This window comes from Chryseobacterium sp. 'Rf worker isolate 10' (assembly GCF_050753305.1).
Taxonomy (GTDB): domain Bacteria; phylum Bacteroidota; class Bacteroidia; order Flavobacteriales; family Weeksellaceae; genus Chryseobacterium.
On the sequence record NZ_JBOZOF010000001.1, the window covers coordinates 710,083 to 727,450 of the forward strand.

The 17,368-nt window shown below is 36.9% G+C and carries 19 protein-coding genes; 7 read left to right on the forward strand and 12 right to left on the reverse strand.

Annotation, left to right across the window (positions count from 1 at the left end; translation table 11 throughout):
* Nucleotides 1-59: 59 nt before the first annotated feature.
* From LKL37_RS03130 to LKL37_RS03150, 5 genes are all read left to right on the forward strand, one after another.
* Complete coding sequence (locus LKL37_RS03130; protein ID WP_431609142.1) at nucleotides 60-1,064, forward strand: terpene synthase family protein; 1,005 nt, start codon at nucleotides 60-62, stop codon at nucleotides 1,062-1,064.
* A gap of 25 nt (nucleotides 1,065-1,089) precedes the next feature.
* Nucleotides 1,090-1,266: a hypothetical protein gene (locus tag LKL37_RS03135; protein WP_165790569.1), complete on the forward strand. Its 177-nt coding sequence runs from the start codon at nucleotides 1,090-1,092 to the stop codon at nucleotides 1,264-1,266.
* Between the two features lie 154 nt (nucleotides 1,267-1,420).
* A complete protein-coding gene (locus tag LKL37_RS03140; protein WP_431609143.1) occupies nucleotides 1,421-2,188 on the forward strand; it encodes a helix-turn-helix transcriptional regulator in 768 nt (255 codons plus the stop codon).
* A 33-nt stretch (nucleotides 2,189-2,221) separates the two neighbouring features.
* Complete coding sequence (locus tag LKL37_RS03145) at nucleotides 2,222-2,881, forward strand: hypothetical protein (protein WP_431609144.1); 660 nt, start codon at nucleotides 2,222-2,224, stop codon at nucleotides 2,879-2,881.
* Nucleotides 2,882-3,060: 179 nt separating this feature from the next.
* Entirely contained in the window at nucleotides 3,061-4,341 is a 1,281-nt protein-coding gene (locus LKL37_RS03150) for a hypothetical protein (RefSeq protein ID WP_431609145.1), read from the forward strand.
* Between the two features lie 59 nt (nucleotides 4,342-4,400).
* On the opposite strand, the gene arsB is transcribed toward LKL37_RS03150, so the two are convergent.
* The 7 genes from arsB to LKL37_RS03185 all read right to left on the reverse strand — a co-directional run bounded on the left by arsB (nucleotide 4,401) and on the right by LKL37_RS03185 (nucleotide 10,203).
* Entirely contained in the window at nucleotides 4,401-5,435 is a 1,035-nt protein-coding gene (gene arsB, locus LKL37_RS03155) for an ACR3 family arsenite efflux transporter (protein ID WP_431609146.1), read from the reverse strand.
* Between the two features lie 2 nt (nucleotides 5,436-5,437).
* Entirely contained in the window at nucleotides 5,438-6,049 is a 612-nt protein-coding gene (locus tag LKL37_RS03160) for a low molecular weight phosphatase family protein (protein ID WP_431609147.1), read from the reverse strand.
* An 18-nt stretch (nucleotides 6,050-6,067) separates the two neighbouring features.
* Nucleotides 6,068-6,541: a DUF6428 family protein gene (locus tag LKL37_RS03165; RefSeq protein WP_431609148.1), complete on the reverse strand. Its 474-nt coding sequence runs from the start codon at nucleotides 6,539-6,541 to the stop codon at nucleotides 6,068-6,070.
* Nucleotides 6,542-6,606: 65 nt separating this feature from the next.
* The gene (locus LKL37_RS03170) at nucleotides 6,607-6,936 is read right to left on the reverse strand and encodes an ArsR/SmtB family transcription factor (RefSeq protein WP_431609149.1); all 330 of its coding nucleotides are present in this window, start codon (nucleotides 6,934-6,936) and stop codon (nucleotides 6,607-6,609) included.
* A 182-nt stretch (nucleotides 6,937-7,118) separates the two neighbouring features.
* Nucleotides 7,119-8,060, reverse strand: a complete 942-nt coding sequence (locus LKL37_RS03175) for a 3',5'-cyclic-nucleotide phosphodiesterase (RefSeq protein ID WP_431609150.1) — start codon at nucleotides 8,058-8,060, stop codon at nucleotides 7,119-7,121.
* Nucleotides 8,061-8,186: 126 nt separating this feature from the next.
* Entirely contained in the window at nucleotides 8,187-9,308 is a 1,122-nt protein-coding gene (locus LKL37_RS03180; protein ID WP_431609151.1) for an agmatine deiminase family protein, read from the reverse strand.
* Between the two features lie 70 nt (nucleotides 9,309-9,378).
* Nucleotides 9,379-10,203, reverse strand: a complete 825-nt coding sequence (locus LKL37_RS03185) for an AraC family transcriptional regulator (RefSeq protein WP_431609152.1) — start codon at nucleotides 10,201-10,203, stop codon at nucleotides 9,379-9,381.
* A 165-nt stretch (nucleotides 10,204-10,368) separates the two neighbouring features.
* On the opposite strand from LKL37_RS03185, the gene LKL37_RS03190 reads away from it, so the two are divergent.
* Entirely contained in the window at nucleotides 10,369-10,617 is a 249-nt protein-coding gene (locus tag LKL37_RS03190) for a hypothetical protein (RefSeq protein WP_431609153.1), read from the forward strand.
* Nucleotides 10,617-11,024: a YybH family protein gene (locus tag LKL37_RS03195; protein ID WP_431609154.1), complete on the forward strand. Its 408-nt coding sequence runs from the start codon at nucleotides 10,617-10,619 to the stop codon at nucleotides 11,022-11,024. The genes LKL37_RS03190 and LKL37_RS03195 overlap by 1 nt, the downstream gene beginning before the upstream one ends.
* 76 nt (nucleotides 11,025-11,100) lie before the next feature.
* Here the strand turns inward: LKL37_RS03195 and LKL37_RS03200 are convergent, their stop codons facing one another.
* The 5 genes from LKL37_RS03200 to LKL37_RS03220 form a co-directional block, all read right to left on the reverse strand.
* Nucleotides 11,101-12,555, reverse strand: coding sequence for a sigma 54-interacting transcriptional regulator (locus LKL37_RS03200; protein WP_431609155.1), 1,455 nt, complete (start codon nucleotides 12,553-12,555; stop codon nucleotides 11,101-11,103).
* A 63-nt stretch (nucleotides 12,556-12,618) separates the two neighbouring features.
* Nucleotides 12,619-13,758 (reverse strand): vWA domain-containing protein, encoded by a 1,140-nt coding sequence (locus LKL37_RS03205; RefSeq protein WP_431609156.1) that lies wholly within the window; start codon nucleotides 13,756-13,758, stop codon nucleotides 12,619-12,621.
* Between the two features lie 320 nt (nucleotides 13,759-14,078).
* On the reverse strand, nucleotides 14,079-14,489 hold the full coding sequence (locus LKL37_RS03210) for a DUF2000 family protein (RefSeq protein ID WP_431609157.1): 411 nt from the start codon (nucleotides 14,487-14,489) through the stop codon (nucleotides 14,079-14,081).
* 3 nt (nucleotides 14,490-14,492) lie between these two features.
* Entirely contained in the window at nucleotides 14,493-15,449 is a 957-nt protein-coding gene (locus LKL37_RS03215) for a bifunctional helix-turn-helix transcriptional regulator/GNAT family N-acetyltransferase (protein WP_431609158.1), read from the reverse strand.
* Between the two features lie 146 nt (nucleotides 15,450-15,595).
* The gene (locus tag LKL37_RS03220) at nucleotides 15,596-17,368 is read right to left on the reverse strand and encodes a flavin monoamine oxidase family protein (RefSeq protein WP_431609159.1); all 1,773 of its coding nucleotides are present in this window, start codon (nucleotides 17,366-17,368) and stop codon (nucleotides 15,596-15,598) included.

Sequence of the window (17,368 nt, forward strand, 5' to 3'; positions counted from 1 at the left end):
ACAACTGGATTTTTTTAGCATAAAACTTAAGTACAAATAATTTTAAAATATAAATAAAAATGACACCAGAACAATTTAATAGTGCAGATTATTTACCACGGGGATGTTACCCATGGCCTGATCTTATTAATCCACATGCTGAACAAATGGGAAAAGATATGGATGATTGGATTGATAATGATTATACTTTTTTGACTGAAAAACAACGCAAAATTTATAAAAAAATGGAGCTGCATAGGTGTACTGCACGTATGTGGCCACACCTAACCTATGAGCAGGCCATTCCATGCAATAGGTTCATGCTTCAGTATGTTGCTCTCGATGATCAGGTGGAACATTCGTCTCTTGAGGAAATTCAGGAGTTACGGATTCGTTGTACCGATATTCTCAAGGGTGCTCAACCCTTGCCGGAGGAAAATGCACTCTGTCATCATATGGCAATGATCCGGGATGAATTTCGTGCTTTTATGCCAGATCTATGGTTTGAGCGGTTTGTTTACTATTTTTATCAATCCTTCAGATATGGAATAGAACTGGAGTATCCTTACAAAATAGCACACCGCCCGCCGTCACTGAATCTTTATAAAACTATTCGTGAATATTCGGTTCTCATGCGTCCTTATCTGATTTTTGGCGAGATTGAATCAGGTCTTGTCCTGCCGGAACATATCTTTGAGCATATCGTGGTACAAAAAATGATTTCCCATATGACTCTGGTTGTCGCCTGGCAAAATGATCTTCATTCTCTGCCTAAAGAAATGGCTAAAGGAACAGAAGTTTTTAATTTGGTTTTCGTATTACAGCAGGAATATAACCTCTCATTGGAAGATGCTTGTGCAGAGGCTTTGCGTATTCATAATGAAGAACTGGCAAGTTTGATGGGTTTACATAAAGAGTATCGGGAGTTTGGTGAATATCAGGAATACATCGATAAATTTGTTTACTATGCAGGTGTTGGGCTTCAGGGTGTGAACACATTTTATCTGGAAACAAACAGATATAAACATGGAGGAATTGGTTTTGCCTGGCCTGAAGATAATCATACATCAAATAAGAGTCTGTAATTACTATAGCAGTTAAATTTTAAAGATGAAACAACAGGATGTTTCTATTTTACAATACCCATGGCCCTATGAAATAGGGCCTTTTTTCCAATCATTCTATGAAGAACAGAGCGATTGGATTGATACTGATTATCTGTTTTTGTCTGAAGCTGCAAGAACTAAATATAAAAAGCATAGCCTGATGGAAGCAGCATCCTATTGAAGCACCCGATAATTCAACGATTGAAAATGCTTATGTGCCGTATTATGACCATTCTCTTCTCCACAGAAATTTAATATTTTTATCCGGCAGGTGTGATTCATGTATCTTTATTTAAATATATTTGAATATAAAAAACTTATACATCCAAGTTTATATGACCCAACCGCTATTGTTCTTCTCGACCGGATACTTTATCTATCTTGGACACGCCGTTGATACTGTAGTTCATGAGCATCATGCAATCCAGATTGCTATAAGTCTTGAGAACGAAATAGAAGTGATTTCATCAGGCTCTGTTATGAAATATAGAGCTGTTATTATCAATTCTGATGAACCTCACGAATGCAGAACCCGCGACAATACTTTTTTACTGATCAATATTGATCCGGAAAGTAAAATAGGAACGAGGCTTAAGAAAGTTTACTTATCTGAGAAAAAAATAGCAGCACTACCGGAATCTGTAGTGGAAGAACTTTTGACGGATATGAAACCCTTATTGATTAATAATACAACTGCTGATCCTATTTTTAATACAGTACTTCAATTTCTTCAGGAACTGTCAGACACAAATGAAAGTGAGAATATGGATGACAGGATTATTAAAATTCTGGAAGTTCTTAAGCAGCCACAAAATGGGACTCTGAAAATTGAAAGCCTGTCGGCTTTGGTTCATTTATCTCCAGGCAGGCTTATTCATTTATTTACAGAGCAGGTAGGTATTCCGGTGAGAAAATATATTCTTTGGGCAAGACTTTTGATAGCCTTGCAATATATTTTCGATGGGCAGAATATCACAGAAGCTGCTCTGGAAGCGGGATTTTCAGATGCTCCTCACTTCAACCGGACTTTCAAAAGGATGTTCGGTCAGTCTCCATCAATTTTATTGCAGAATAGCCAAATCATACAAGCGTATGTAAAATAGCTGGCGCATCTTTGCATATATAAATATGATATTATGTATGCTATTAATCACGCTGCTACAGCTTTACTCATTAAAAAAAATAATCCAAAACTTCCATTGTTTCCACTTTTGATTTCTGTACAACTTGTAGAAGTGTTATGGGTATTTTTTAACTATTTGGGTTGGGAACATTTTTCAATCTCCGGAGGTAGGGTACATCTCGATTTCCTGCCGTATTCACATTCAGTTTTTTCAGGAGTTGCTGCGGCAGTACTTTCGTTTTGTGTGATCAACTGGGGGTATAAAAACAGAAAATTGGCGCTGGCTTTTGCCATTGGAGTTTTATCTCATGTCATGATTGATGTTATTTTTCATGAGAAGGATATTCAGCTGTCACCATTCTCTGCCAAACCGGTTTTTGGATTGGGTATTCTTGATTATCCCATTCTGAATTTTATCATTGAATTTGTTTATGGACTATTTTGCTGGTGGTATTTTAAAGGAAGCAAGGCTTTGCTTTGGACAATTATTATCTTTAATTTCCTTGATTTACCTATGATGCTGGCACACGGAGATTCATTAAATATATTTGTGCATTATCCTTTTATTCTGCCCACTGTAATTTTGTTTCAGATTGTTATTACCTGGTATTTTGTTTACCGTTATGCCGATTCGAAAGGTGATAAGAATAGACCTGTGATTGATGAGATTTAATTTTTTTGTATTTAAAATAGATAAAAATATTCCACATATCTTAGTTATTGCCGAATAAAATATTTCTGTAATTATGATCTTTAGTAATTCATTATATTCGTAACCAGAATAATATCTGATATAGATGTTAATACTTACATTTCCATAGTAGATACAGCTTAATAATAATGAAACTAACCATGAGACAGATTATTTTTACCGCTTTATTTTTATTGTCAGTTTTCAGTATAAAGGCGCAAAAGCAAGATAGTATTGCTGTTTATTTTAATGAACTAAAAACAGCCTCAAAGAAAAATATCCAACTTTGGAATAAAGATTTATATGGCCCTGTCATTTTAATTGACCCGAAAACCAGAGAATTATATACCAATGAGCCGGATCCAGAAGGAATTCTGAAGCACAATGGAAATATGTATTCCGGAATTCTGCCTGCGAAGATTAATATTGCCAATACTGCGATCAATTGGGCCGGCAAAAGATGGGCAATGATCATGCTTCCCCTTACTTCCGATAGAAATAACAGAATCAATCTGCTGGCGCATGAATCATTTCACAGGATTCAACCTTCATTGGGGTTTACGCTTAATAATGTAGAAAATAATCACCTTGATCAGAAAGAGGGCAGGGCTTATCTCCGGCTGGAACTTGAAGCACTGAAAAAGGCTGTCCGGTCAACTTCAGAAAAAGAATTACAGAAACATCTGGCCAATGCGCTTACTTTCAGAAAATATAGAAATATACTTTATAAAGATTCGGGGAACACAGAAAACTTATTGGAGCTGAATGAAGGAATGGCTGAGTTTACGGGAATCATTGTGAGTGGAAGAAATAATGAACAGACAAAATCATTTCTTTTGAGCGGGATAGAGGATTTTATGAAGAATCCCACATTTGTACGTTCATTCGCTTATCATACAACTCCTGTTTACGGATATCTGCTCTATCAGAGAGACCCAAGCTGGAACAAAAAAATCAATGCAAAAACTGATCTGACAGATTATTTCATTAAAAGTTTTGACATCAGGATTCCGGCTGTTCTGCAAAAGACAGTTGAAAAATTATCCGGAGCATATAATGGTAAGGCAATTATGAAAGAAGAAGCCGAGAGGGAAGAAAAAACTAAAAAACTGATTGCTGAATACAAATTGAAATTCATTCAACAGCCTCATTTTGAAATCAAATTTGAAAAAATGAATGTTTCGTTTGATCCAAGAAATATTGTACCATTGGAAGATAAGGGCACTGTATATCCTAATATTAGGGTAACGGATTTATGGGGCATTCTGACTGTTGAAAATGGAGCCTTAATGAGTCCTAATTGGGATAAAATTTCAATATCAAGTCCTGTGAAAACAGAGAATAAAAAGATATCGGGAGATGGCTGGACCCTTGAATTAGCTGACGGATATAATATAGTAAAGGATGAGAGCAATGGAAATTATAAATTAATTAAAAACTGATATCATCCAGATAAAAAAGCATCACTGTTTCGGTGATGCTTTTTTTAGCGGTTATCAGATTATTGATGATACCATTTTCTTTTCAATAATAAACTTGCTTTTACCAGAAGTATTAATACCGGAACTTCTACCAAAGGACCAATCACGCCTACAAATGCTTGTGGTGAATGTATACCAAAGACTGAGATCGCAACAGCAATAGCCAGCTCAAAATTATTTCCGGTAGCTGTAAAGGTAATAGATGCATTTTTATCATATGGAATTTTTAATGCTTTATTGATTGTGAAACTTACGAAAAACATCAAAACAAAATAGATAATTAAAGGGATTGCTACCTTAATGACATCCATTGGCAATTCCAGTATTTTGGAGCCCTTTAAGCTAAACATCAGAACGATTGTAAATAATAAAGCATACAACGTAACAGGGGATATCTGAGGTATAAATTTTCTGTTGTACCATTCCGAACCTTTTGATTTTATAAGAAAATAACGGCTTAGAAATCCTGCCAGAAAAGGGATTCCCAGATAGATCAGTACACTTTCTGTAATGTCTTTCATGGAAACATTTACATTAAAACTTGCAAGCCCCAGTTGGTTGGGAAGTACATTGATGAACAGCCAAACCATAAAGCTATAAGTAAATACCTGAAAGATACTGTTCAAAGCAATCAGCAAAGCTGCATATTCTCTGTTGCCCTTGGCAAGGTCATTCCAGACGATGACCATAGCAATACATCTGGCCAGCCCGATAAGGATCAAACCAGCCATGTAATCAGGTTCATGCCTTAAAAAGAGTATAGCAAGACCGAACATCAGAAGCGGACCGATGATCCAGTTGAGAAATAAAGAGACACTAATTGCTTTTTTATCTTTAAATACCAATGGCAGAAGAGAGTAGTCAACCTTTGCCAATGGAGGATACATCATAAGAATAAGCCCGATTGCCAGGGGAATATTAGTGGTTCCTACCGACTGCGAGTTAATAATAGTAGGAATAACCGGAAAAAAATATCCCAAGGCAATCCCTATACCCATGGCGAGAAATATCCATAAAGTAAGATAACGGTCAAGAAATTTTAATCTGGGCTGCATAATTATTTTGTGATTTTTGAAAAGACATAGAACATTTCTTCTGCAATTTGCAAGCTTCTTTCAGCATATACTGATGCCTGTTCCGGAGTATTATCTGAAACTTTAGGATCCTCAAACGTAATAGAAATCCTTTTCTCTGCTCCTGGAATGAACGGACATCCACCATCTGCCTGTGAGCATGTCATGATCGCTGCAAATTCTGATACTGGATTGAACGGACTGTCATATTTTTTTGAAAAGCCAATAACTGGATGGCTGTTGTCGTCATATTTGATAGCATAGACCGGATTTTCTGTATCCGCAATACTGAAAACTGTAAAGCCATGCATAGCTAAAGTCTCCGCTATTTTTGGGAATAATGCCGTTGTTTCCGTACCTCCGGAATAGCAGTGAACTTTCGGAATAGTAAAGAAAGAAGCAGCTGCCTGTGCCCAAACCTGAGCCAAATGACTTCGGCGGGAATTGTGGGTGCAGATAAAATTCAGATTGATTTCTTTGCTATCGTTAACTTTTTGTTGGATAAAGCTGATCAAAGGTTCCAGAACCTCTTTTCTATCGGTATCTATTGCCTTCCATTGTAAAGACTTAATTGTGTTTAATAATTCTTGATACATAATTTTTATTAGGATTAATTAGCAGCAGCCTGATTCCGGATTGCACGCTGACGTTGGGGTTACAGGTAATTCAGACAGATTTTTCTTTTGTTTTTCAGAAGGAATTCCGCAGGCTTCCTGAGCAAGACAGGCGGTTGTTTTGTTTTTCAGAATGAAGTTTTTCCCGTTAAATTCCAGATCATATTTGCCAATAGTTTCACCCTGATATTCTACTTCAATTTCTGAATCTTCTATTCCCAGTTGTTCTTGAGAAAGTTGAATGATGTGAAGCAGTTTTCCCGGTTTCAGACGGTGTTGATAATCATCGGCATCCCAAAGCTGGAAGTTGATCACTTTCTCATTTCGGATTACCCCTCCGCAATCGATGAAGTTTTTTACAATTTGTCCTATTTCCGTTACATGGAAATGTTCTGGGACAAAGCTTCCGTTTTCTAATTGAAATTCTACATTTTCCAGTGTAGGTAGAATTTCTTTAATTTTTGATAGTCTCATAATAGATTAAAATTTATTCAGTGTTATATTGCAATATTACGATGTGTTTATTCAAAAAAAATGCCTTAGCAGCATTGTTTTATAGTTACATCCTGATTAAAAAACAGGTTGAATTCGTTTTGAAATTGCTTCCAGGTACTTTCATTAATACAGTAACATACAGATTTTCCTTCAATAGAACCCTTGATGATTCCGATATTCTTCAACTCTTTTAAGTGTTGAGAAATGGTAGCCTGAGCCAGTCCAAGTTCCTCAACAAGATCGTTACAGATACATGCTTTTTGATTAATAATGTACTGTAAAATGGCTATTCTTGCGGGATGCGCCAAAACTTTAAGAAGAGAAGCAAGCTTATTTTGTTCTTCAGTATAAATTTCTGTTTTAGTAACTCCCATTGTTTTAATTTTATATTGCAATATTACGATGATAAATTAATTAAACAATGAAAAAATCTACTAATTTTAATAAATTGGATTTAAGTTGTTGTATTTCATTGTTTTAAAATTTTCTATTGTAGATGAGAATATCCAAAATAAAAAAGATGAAGCTTGTTTTTGCTTCATCTTTTAATGTTTTGTTATGGTAAACTAATCTTTTTGCCTTGTTCAGGGAAGATGTAATTTACTTTCAGAGGATTATTTTTCAATAGCTCTTTTTTGATAAGTTCGGGATTATCACCAGTCGGTTTTCTATGAGTAACTACGATGTTGAGTCCCTCAAGGCTGTTTTGTCCGGTTTTCTCTTTTAATTTACTTAATTCTTCAATCAGCAGGTTAGGAGTAAGATGTCCGAACAGCAAATGTTCAGGCTGGCTGTTAGGAAAAGAAACTTCAATTAATATCGTGTTTAACTGTCTTTTTTTAACAAGCGGAGCTATCGTGTTCCAAAGATGATCCAGACGGTCAGACTTTTCGATGCGGTCTGCTCCAGTGTCTCCCAGGTACAGCAGATAATGATTGTCTTTTCTTACCAGTGCAGCACTGCTTTTATAAGGATTTACATGACTCAGTTCATAACCAGTAATAAAAAACGGAGTTTTAGGTGCAGGAATTTCACTTCCTTCCTGAAGCTCATTATAATGGTATTTTCCAAGAATAGGTTTTTGTCCCTGATCAGCAAAATTGATCCAGGTATCTGTGATAAAGTAATGATTCTGCAAAATCTGAATTACAGGTGCAATAGCAAAAATATCTTTCTTGGAATCTGCCGGAGAATTAATGATAAGTCCTGATAAATGATCCAGGTGGCCATGTGATACAAAATATCCTTTTATCTGATCTTTAAGAACTGATTCTGCTGATCCTTCAAGACTTTTCAATTCAATCCCTTTTCGGATTCCTGCATTTACAGTACCGGCATCAAGACAAAGAAATGCATTGTCTTTAGGAGCGCCTACCAGATAAGCTGATAAATTGTCTTCCTGCTCACCACCATATATCCCCAGGGGAATTACATCAAAATTTTGTGCCTTACAAACAATATTCAAAAGAACGAATAAAGAAAGTGCTGTTTTTTTCATAATACTTACAATAGAAAACCATCTCTTACAAAGATGGGCAGAGCAAATTTACGCTATTTTTGGCGACTGGCATTCTCTATCATTAAAGCCTGCTAAAAAATGAGCAGGCTTTATTTTTAAGATTATTTATTGAGGTTGTTGCTGAGTTACACAGTGTACCATTCCGCCATTGGCAAATAAATTACGGCAGTCTATTCCAACCACCTGTTTGCCAGGGTAGAGCTGTTGGATGATATTATTGGCTACCGCATCATTCGGGTCATTATAATTAGGAACCAATACACGGTTATTCGCAATATAATAATTGATGTAAGAAGCACGGCCTACATTTTTTCCGTAAGTGGTGATCACGTCATTTCTGGTTAAAGGAACTTTTACAAACTCATAGGCAGCTCCGCTTTTGGTGGTTGCATCATACAGTTTATCAATATCATCATTAGGAACCTGCCAGTAATTAAGGTCATCCGGATTCATTGTGATAATGGTAGATGAATTGGCAAATCGGGCAAACCCGTCAATGTGCATGTCTGTGATATCGAGACCTGCTTTTCCATTCAGCCAGATAAATTTCGTTACTCCTAAATTTTTAGTAAATATCGCTTCTGCCTCTTGCTGAGTCATTCCCGGGTTTCTGTTATTATTAAGAATGGAACTTTTACAGGCCATTAACACTCCGTTTCCATCAATTTCCACACTACCGCCTTCATTGATCATCACTGAATTGAGATTGATTTTTGGAATATTGGTTTCTGCCGCTATTTTGGATGGAATCACATTACATTTGCTATATTCGGCTTTGTTTCCCCAACCGTTAAATCCCCAATCCTGAATAAATAACTGGCCATTTTGGTCTTTCACATAGATCGGCCCGTTATCTCTTACCCAGAAATCATCGGTCTGATAAAGTTTGAAATTAATGTTGGTAAGCGGAACTCCGGCACTGTTTAATAGTCCTGTAATACGGTTCTTTTCTACACTGTCATAGGCAATGATGTGAACTTTTTCACTTTGTACCAGCTCTTTGGTCATTGCTACCCAGGTTGCATCCAGACGGTTTCGGTAGGTTGTTCCATATTGATACTGGTGTGGCCACTGAAGCCAGGTTCCTTCGTGTGTTGCAGATTCTTCCGGCATTTTGTAAACAGGAGTAACAGGGGTTGTAGTACCTGGAAGTTCCGGTGTATCTGTCTGTGAACACGAAAGTAAAAGAGCAGGGAGTAGCGTAAATAAAATTTTCTTTTTTTGCATAATTGATCTATTTTTTAATAATGCAAAATTAGATCTGCAAAAATTTTTAAAGTTGTCCCAAATTGACAATTTACTTCAAGGGCAATAAAATATAAGTCAGCTGTTTGTGCTGATCATCTTCATGTTTAGCATGTCTTTCATACTTTTCTATGATAGGAGTGTGCGAAAATTCAAGCCCTGAATTAAAAATCCAGCGTGAATAAATTTTAGTATAGGTTTCGTCTATTGTTTCATAGCTTCCTGCATGCGTAAAACGGGCATATTTTCCTCCAAAAATTGTTTTTGAAGGCAGTTTTTTGTTGGCAGATTGAATGGAAGCACATGAATCATACCTACAGTTGATTTCAGTTTTAATTAAAGGTTCGTCTGCTATTACCCCAAAATATTCTGTTACGGAATCAGGAAACTCATTTTCCATGAATTTTTCCCAGAGTACTTCAATTTCTTCATTGTTATAATAGGTTTTAATGCTTTGGTAGTACACCTGTAGTGGTTGAATATATATAATTTCCGGCTCCAGCAGTTCGTCAGAAGTTACAGGAATTATCTCATCTTCACACAGAAGTTTTTCTTTACTTAATCTTGCTGCTTTTGGGGAAATCCCAAAATGTTGTTTGAAAGCTTTGGAAAAAGAAGCGATATTGGCGAAACCTACTTCAATGGCAATGGAGGTAAGGTTTTCCTGGGTGTAAAGAATTCGTTTATAAGCATTTTCTACCTTTAATCTTTGTTGAAAAGCTCCGATTGTTTCTCCGCAGCTGTACTTAAAAATACGCTGGATATTCCGGTAAGAATAATGGGAAATATCTTCCAGTTCCTTTACAGAAACAGGCTGATCGTAATTCTTTTCCATGAAATTGATAACTCTGTAAATGCAATTCAGGTTGTCTTCCATAAGCTTTGAAATTTTTCCGAAATAAGCGATGTAAATAAATTACAAATAAAAGAAATAAAAAAATGTCTCAGCAATATTGTATTTTAGCTTTCAGGAAAAATGAATTTCGAAATAATATATTTTACCCTCTTAAAAACAAAAACAACCAGAAACTTATACTAAACCATGGAAAAAGAATTGTCAGAATTAACCGATCAGGAGCTCTTAGAGAAGAAAAGAACAATTGAAGCCCGAAATATTGTCAATGCAATAATTCTGGGAGTATTGGCTGGTATTGCTATTTATAGTACGATAAGTAAAGGCCTGGGTTTAATGACTTTTTTACCTATAATTTTTGCTTTTTTTGTCGCCAATAGCTGGAATAAAGACAAGAGAGCATTGAAAAGGGAAATAGAATCCCGAAATCTGAAATAATGAATGATTTTAACAGAAAAACAGAAGTGGGTGCCGTAGCCTATTTCCGTAATTGTATAAAAAACGGAGATACCAAAGGAGCATTAAGTTGCTTTCACCCTGAAGCAGTCTACATAGACAGAGATGGGAGAGAGCTGAGAGGACTTGATCAGATAGGACTTGCAATGAGTGAGATTTGCAGACTAAAACTGGATATACAAGGCGAAACTCCATATATCACTGTTGTGAATGATCTTGCGATGTGGATTGATCAGTGGGAAATGACAGGAATTGCTCCTGACGGACATTCTATACACATGACAGGTCATACTTCCTGTATTATGAAAAGAAATGAAGAGGGAGAATGGCTATGGCTTGTAGATAATCCTTTTGGTGCAGCCGTACTTAAAAGCGGCAATATGGTGTAAAACTGATCTTATTTCTTAAAAACATAAAAACCTTCAGCTGATCTGAAGGTTTTGTCTTTATATTATCACAGTGATTTTAGTTACGTAAGAATTGCCCAATACCAGGTGAGTCAAAAGTAAAGGCATTCTGATTCTCAGATTTATCAATTTTATTACTGATGGTTAAAGCCCATAGAATAAGTTCTTTGCAGAAATTCTGGTCTTCCGGACTTAAATCAGAAGCATTTTCTTCCACTATGGTTGTCAGAGGAGCTATCTTATCAAGTTTAGCGTAGAATTCTTCATCCGTATCATTGTAATTAAGCTCCAGATGATTTTTGTTAAACCATCTGATGAGGTCGGTATAAGGGGTTTTGATTCCTTCTTTTTCCAGTTTGGAAATACGCGGGAATATACTTTCAAATTGCGCCATTACTGCTTTGTCAATTAAGATTTTAGCTACATAATCTGCACCTTCCTGTTCTCCTTCATATACCAGTTCAATTTTTCCTGTGATCGATGGAATGATCGACATGAAATCAAGCAGGCGGATGGTTGTTTTCTCAGTATCGGACTCAATCAAACGTAATTTAGCTGCTGCCACTAAGTTTTCCATAGCACTGATAGTAAGGCGGGCGCTGACACCGCTTTTCGCATCCACATACTCACTGATACGGGCTGCAAAAGCAACTTCTTCCAAAAGATTTTTCGCCAGATCAGGAATCTGTATCTGTGTTTTATCTTCGGCGGAAATCTGTGCTTCCTGTTCTGTAATCTGTCTTGCAAGCGCAATTGTTTTTGGATAATGGGTGAAAATCTGCGACCCGATTCTATCCTTAAGCGGCGTTACAATACTTCCTCTGTTGGTATAATCCTCAGGATTCGCTGTGAAAACGAACTGAATATCAAGAGGCATTCTCAGCTGGAATCCGCGGATCTGAATGTCTCCTTCCTGTAAAATATTAAACAGGGAAACCTGAATTCTTGCCTGTAGATCCGGTAATTCATTTAAAACAAAAATAGAACGGTTGGCACGCGGAATCATTCCGTAATGTAAAACACGCTCGTCGGAATAAGGCAATTTTAGGGTAGCTGCTTTGATGGGGTCTATATCTCCAATTAAGTCAGCCACATTCACATCCGGAGTTGCTAACTTTTCATAGAAACGGTGAGAACGGTGTACCCATGAAATAGGTGTTTCATCACCTAATTCAGCAATAAGATCTTTGGCAAATTTTGAAATGGGTTCAAATGGGCTGTCATTGATCTCAGAGCCTTTTACGATAGGCATATATTCATCAAGCAGATTAACCATACTTCTTGCAATTCTTGTTTTTGCCTGTCCGCGCAAGCCCAGCAGATTGATGTGGTGTCCGGCAAGAATCGCTTTTTTCAATTGCGGAACAACCGTGTCTTCATAACCCCAAAGCCCTTCGAATACGGGTTCTTTAGCTTTAATTCGGGCAATTAAATTAGCCTGAATTTCCTCATTAATCGTTTTATGGGTATAACCGGAGTCTTTTAATTCTTTGAATGTAATATCGTTTTTCATTTTCTTGTAATACTAATTATCTGATAAGATTTTTTTAATGCTTTAAAGGTTGAAACCTGAATTTTATATTCTTCTTATTCTGTTTTTTTCGTAATCTTCAAAAATCATTTGTCCTAAACCTGAAAGTCCTGTTAGGAAAGCTTTTCCTTTGTTCTGAGCTGTAAATTCTTCTACAAACTGGCGGAGATAAGGGTCCTGTGCAATCATAAAAGTAGTAATTGGAATTTTCAGTTTTCTGGCCTGTGCAGCTCTGTTGAGGCATTGGTTAACAATTTTTTCATCCAAACCAAAACTGTTCATGTAAAACTCACCGCTGGGCAGCTGAATACAGCTCGGTTTTCCATCGGTGATCATGAAAATCTGTTTGTTGGTATTTCTTTTTCTGCGGAGAATATCCATGGCAAGCTCGAGCCCTGCCACTGTATTGGTGTGATAAGGCCCAACTTTTAAATAGGGAAGATCCTTGATTTTGATAGGCCATGCTTCGTTTCCAAAAACAATAATATCTATTGAATCTTTAGGATATTTCCGTTTAATCATTTCCACGAGTGCCATAGCCACTTTTTTGGCTGGGGTAATGCGGTCTTCACCATATAGAATCATAGAGTGGCTGATGTCGATCATCAGGACAGTGCTCATCTGTGCCTTATGTTTGGTTTCCTCTACAATAAGGTCTTCCTCGGTCAGGCGCAAGTCTGAAATTCCGTTGTTGATCTGTGCATTTTTCAGGCTTTCCGTCATGTTTACGGCCGCAAGATCATCTCCATATTGAAAGGAGCGGTTTTCACCATCGCGTTCATCTCCGATTCCTGTTTTATTGGTACGGTGATTTCCTGCTCCGTTTTTTTTCAGCTTTCCAAAAATCTGATCCAGGGCATACTCACGAAGAGCGGCCTCCAATTTGGGAGTTAATATATTTTTGCCTTTTCCACCTCCTGTATTGCCTTCTTCAGGATCTTCTTCTTTGATATAACCTCTTTTTTTCAAGTCTTCTTCAAAATCCTGTAAGGTATATTCATCATTGAAAATATCATATTCTTTATCAAGCATATCCAGCCACTCGAAGGCTTCTTCAATATCTCCGGAGGTGTGGGTAAGCAAATCTTTGAAGACATCAAAGACCCGTTCAAAATGTGATAATTCCTCTGGTACATGTTTACTGAATGTGTAACCTTTCTGAGGATTAAAATTTTTATCTGTCATAAGATGATGAATCTGTTTTGCTTGTTGTTTTCCATTTAAATATTTCAGATAACACAATGAATTATCCGATGCATTTTTTATTTTGTTTCAAACTGAAAAGTTAGGAAAATATAGTTTCAGGATTCCATTAGAAAAATAGAAAATACTAATGATTGCGATATGGAATTAGTATATAACAGCTCATATTTTGACAGCGCTTAGAAGGATAGATATTAGTTTTTATATTAAAGAATGCACAAATAAAAAATTTGTGCATTTGTAGTTACCAGCATTTAATAATCAGGTGTTATTTTGGGGTAAATCTTCCACGTTGCCTGTGTTTATTCGTGAAATTTTAATCCGTCTAAAGCTTTATCTACCTTTTTATTGTCACCGTACACGATGATACCAACCAGGTCCAGGTTATCTGCAGTATGTTTTGCTATTTCAAGAACATTCTCTTCACCGGACCGGGTGTCAAAAAGCTGGTGGGTATAGATCCCGATTGCGAGATCCCGGTCTTTTGAGCGGCGAAATGCCCTTTGAAGTTTTTCTGTATTATCTGCTTTATAAATAAGCGTAGGGTGCTTTATGAAAGGGAGAAATTCTTCCTGGTCTGCAGTTACAAATTTTTCACCGTGAGTTTCCGGGAACTCAATAGCGATGCTTCCGGCCAAAAAAGAAACAACATTAAGCTTCTGCCATGGCAGCAGATCATCTTTAATGACGATGGCTACTTTTTTATCGTACATATTTTAATCTTTTATATTTAATTCCATTTGAATATTACAGCGCTGATAAGGGGTTGAGCGTCCGGTTACTTTCTGGAAGCCTAGTTTGTAATACAGGCTGATGGCGGGTTTCAGAATGGTATTGCTTTCAAGGTATATTTTTGATGCTCCGGATTCTTTGGCTTTGCTGATGATGGATCTTCCCAGCAGCCAGCCAATATTTTTTCCCTGTGCTTTGGGAGAAACAGCCATTTTTGCCAGTTCAAAATCATAATCAGGATCATCCATTTTAATTAGAGCACAGACTCCAAGCGGTTCTTCATTGTATAGAGCGACAAGGATTTTTCCGCCTTTCTTTAAAATATATTCTTCAGGATTATCCAATGCTTTATAATCGGCGTCTTCCATTTCAAAATAAGTCGAGATCCACTCTTCATTGAATGCTTTGAATGCAGATTGGTATTTTGGATGATAATCAACTATTTTTACATTTTTACTTTCACGTATTTTTTTCTGTTCTTTTACTCTTGCGAGCAAAGATTTTTGCTCAAACAGATTTTCCCATTCTGCTAGGGCTTCCCAAAGATTGTTTGCCGCTTCACTAATCATTTCATCTATGGCATGATCAATATCTGTGCACTGAATTTTTATTTTGGCAGAGAGTTCTATTCCCTTTTCCGTAAGTCCCGCAATATTTCTCCTTTTATCTTCTGATTTTTGATTATCCTTTACCAAGCCTGCTGAGATCATTTCTTTGATAATCTTTGTCACCGATGGCTGAGAATGTCCTATTTCTTCAGCAATTTCGGTAATGGTTTTAGAACCTTCTTCAGAAAGAACAAAAAATACCGGAAACCATTTTGGTGAAAAATCCACATCATACAGCTCATAAATTTTCGCAGCTTCATCCGTAATATTTGAGGCCATAAACCGCAGTCTGCTGCCTAATGCAATTTTTCCTGTTTTTTCAAATAATTCCATAAAGTATAATTGATTATATAACTAGTTATGCAAATGTAATAAATTAATTGATAACACAATGGATCTCTTAGATAAAAATTAAAAACAATAAAGCTTCGGAACAATCCGAAGCTTTATTTATACATCATCTTACTATGTATTTAGGATTACCATCCTAGATAATACTTGGTGTCCAGCCAGTATGGCCAGTCTAATTTAAAATGGGTCTGAAGCATTTTCTCAGCTTCACAGAAAGCTCCTTCCACCCATCCCTGCTGATCAGAATAAGCTTCTCCGATAATATGAATCTGTTCATCCATCAATGGTTTTCTCATATAAGGCATCACATCTTTTACGGAGAAACCTGCTTTCCATGCGTGATATCCGGCACCATAAGGATCATCTGTCCAGTCTCTGAAATAAGTTACATAAGGCTCAGGGATATCTACACCGTGTAATTCTCTCAACTGATTCATCAATTCATTCACCATAAACTGAGTAGCCTGAACGTCATCGAATTTATGTAATTCCTCCAGAGATGCGGATTTTGCAGCTCTTACTTTAAACAGAACCTTGTCATCGGAAAGCGCTTTCCAGAATGTTTCAGTTTCCATATCACCGTAGCTTCCCAATAACATTGAATTTTTGGTTTCAGTATCGGTACCAAAGTAATAACATTGTCTCATCGGCAAATCTGTAATGGAATGGCCGGACTCAATTCCAAGATCTCTCCACCATGGGCGTTCGAAGCCCATCAGGATTTTAAATGCCGGTTCCATAATGATAGAACGGATATTCTTATTCAGTTCCTGATGCCTGTTGGCATCGAAAAAGAAATTATTCTGATCCAGAAGTTCAAGAGATTTTCTCGGCATGCCCAATACTATTGAATTGGCGTATACTTTCCACGTCGTGTTGCTCTGTATATTCAGGAAAGTAAGCTCGTATTTATGAGTGGCTGTTAAGTGATGATCTTTAGTGAAAGTAATCAGTTTATTTTCAGACCAGATTCGCGCTCCGTCATATTCCATATAGGTGTTAGCAACTGCATAAGCAATGCTGTCATATCCCTCCTCAATCGTTTTATAAGTAGTATCGGCAGAAAAATCTCCTACCATATAGGGAAATGCCTCGGCAGAATTCCAGTTGATCGTATTGGAATAATATCCTCCGGCATTCGCCAGGAACTCATATCCTTCCTGAGAAACCTGGTCTTTGATCAGGTTCCAGAAACCGATATCATTTACCAGACGTTTGTCATAAGGAGAACCGGGGAAATTGTAAATCATTCTAGGTTTTATAGCATCCCAATCTCTGCTGTCCAGTTTGAATGTAAAATCATAAATGCCAGATCCTGCGAGGATCTTGTCTTTATAGGTTGCTGCTACCCACGGATCAGACATTAATACATTATAAATAATTTTATTAAATAACTGATCAGAACTGAATCCCTCATCATTTTCATTCAGAAAATAGCGGGTAATCAGCTTATTGTCCTGTTTTTGCTCTTCTGTCCATGCATTTTGTTTAAAACGTTCTTTTCTGATGTACATATAGAGTTTTTCCGGTTCACCCATAGGAAATTCAACAGGAGTCATCTTATCTTTTAATACGGGTGTTCTTTTATTCAGGTCTTTTTCTTTTAACGGATAACCTTCTATCAAAGTGGTTACAATTTCCTGAGAAGTCAGATAACGCATTCCTCCGAGCTCACCCCAGAAATTCATTCCGGGCATGATTACGGATTCCAGTCTTCCACCCAATCTGTCACTCATATCGAAGATTTGTACTTCGTGACCTTTGTATTTATTATCTGTTACCAGACGGAAAGCAGTGTATAGTCCGGAAGTTCCGGCACCAATGATGGCTACTTCTACTTTCAGGTCGGGCTGCATTCCCGGATACAGCGGGGTATCTTTGTTTACGTTTTCTTGATTCAT

Coding starts and splice junctions, on each gene's coding strand:
- LKL37_RS03130 (WP_431609142.1), top strand. CDS start 60: ATGACACCAGAACAATTTAATAGTGCAGATTATTTACCACGGGGATGT.
- LKL37_RS03205 (WP_431609156.1), bottom strand. CDS start 13,758: ATGACAGATAAAAATTTTAATCCTCAGAAAGGTTACACATTCAGTAAA.
- LKL37_RS03185 (WP_431609152.1), bottom strand. CDS start 10,203: ATGGAAGACAACCTGAATTGCATTTACAGAGTTATCAATTTCATGGAA.
- LKL37_RS03145 (WP_431609144.1), top strand. CDS start 2,222: ATGTATGCTATTAATCACGCTGCTACAGCTTTACTCATTAAAAAAAAT.
- LKL37_RS03215 (WP_431609158.1), bottom strand. CDS start 15,449: ATGGAATTATTTGAAAAAACAGGAAAAATTGCATTAGGCAGCAGACTG.
- LKL37_RS03200 (WP_431609155.1), bottom strand. CDS start 12,555: ATGAAAAACGATATTACATTCAAAGAATTAAAAGACTCCGGTTATACC.
- LKL37_RS03180 (WP_431609151.1), bottom strand. CDS start 9,308: ATGCAAAAAAAGAAAATTTTATTTACGCTACTCCCTGCTCTTTTACTT.
- LKL37_RS03160 (WP_431609147.1), bottom strand. CDS start 6,049: ATGTATCAAGAATTATTAAACACAATTAAGTCTTTACAATGGAAGGCA.
- arsB (WP_431609146.1), bottom strand. CDS start 5,435: ATGCAGCCCAGATTAAAATTTCTTGACCGTTATCTTACTTTATGGATA.
- LKL37_RS03170 (WP_431609149.1), bottom strand. CDS start 6,936: ATGGGAGTTACTAAAACAGAAATTTATACTGAAGAACAAAATAAGCTT.
- LKL37_RS03165 (WP_431609148.1), bottom strand. CDS start 6,541: ATGAGACTATCAAAAATTAAAGAAATTCTACCTACACTGGAAAATGTA.
- LKL37_RS03150 (WP_431609145.1), top strand. CDS start 3,061: ATGAGACAGATTATTTTTACCGCTTTATTTTTATTGTCAGTTTTCAGT.
- LKL37_RS03175 (WP_431609150.1), bottom strand. CDS start 8,060: ATGAAAAAAACAGCACTTTCTTTATTCGTTCTTTTGAATATTGTTTGT.
- LKL37_RS03140 (WP_431609143.1), top strand. CDS start 1,421: ATGACCCAACCGCTATTGTTCTTCTCGACCGGATACTTTATCTATCTT.
- LKL37_RS03210 (WP_431609157.1), bottom strand. CDS start 14,489: ATGTACGATAAAAAAGTAGCCATCGTCATTAAAGATGATCTGCTGCCA.
- LKL37_RS03195 (WP_431609154.1), top strand. CDS start 10,617: ATGAATGATTTTAACAGAAAAACAGAAGTGGGTGCCGTAGCCTATTTC.
- LKL37_RS03135 (WP_165790569.1), top strand. CDS start 1,090: ATGAAACAACAGGATGTTTCTATTTTACAATACCCATGGCCCTATGAA.
- LKL37_RS03220 (WP_431609159.1), bottom strand. CDS start 17,368: ATGAATCAAGAAAACGTAAACAAAGATACCCCGCTGTATCCGGGAATG.
- LKL37_RS03190 (WP_431609153.1), top strand. CDS start 10,369: ATGGAAAAAGAATTGTCAGAATTAACCGATCAGGAGCTCTTAGAGAAG.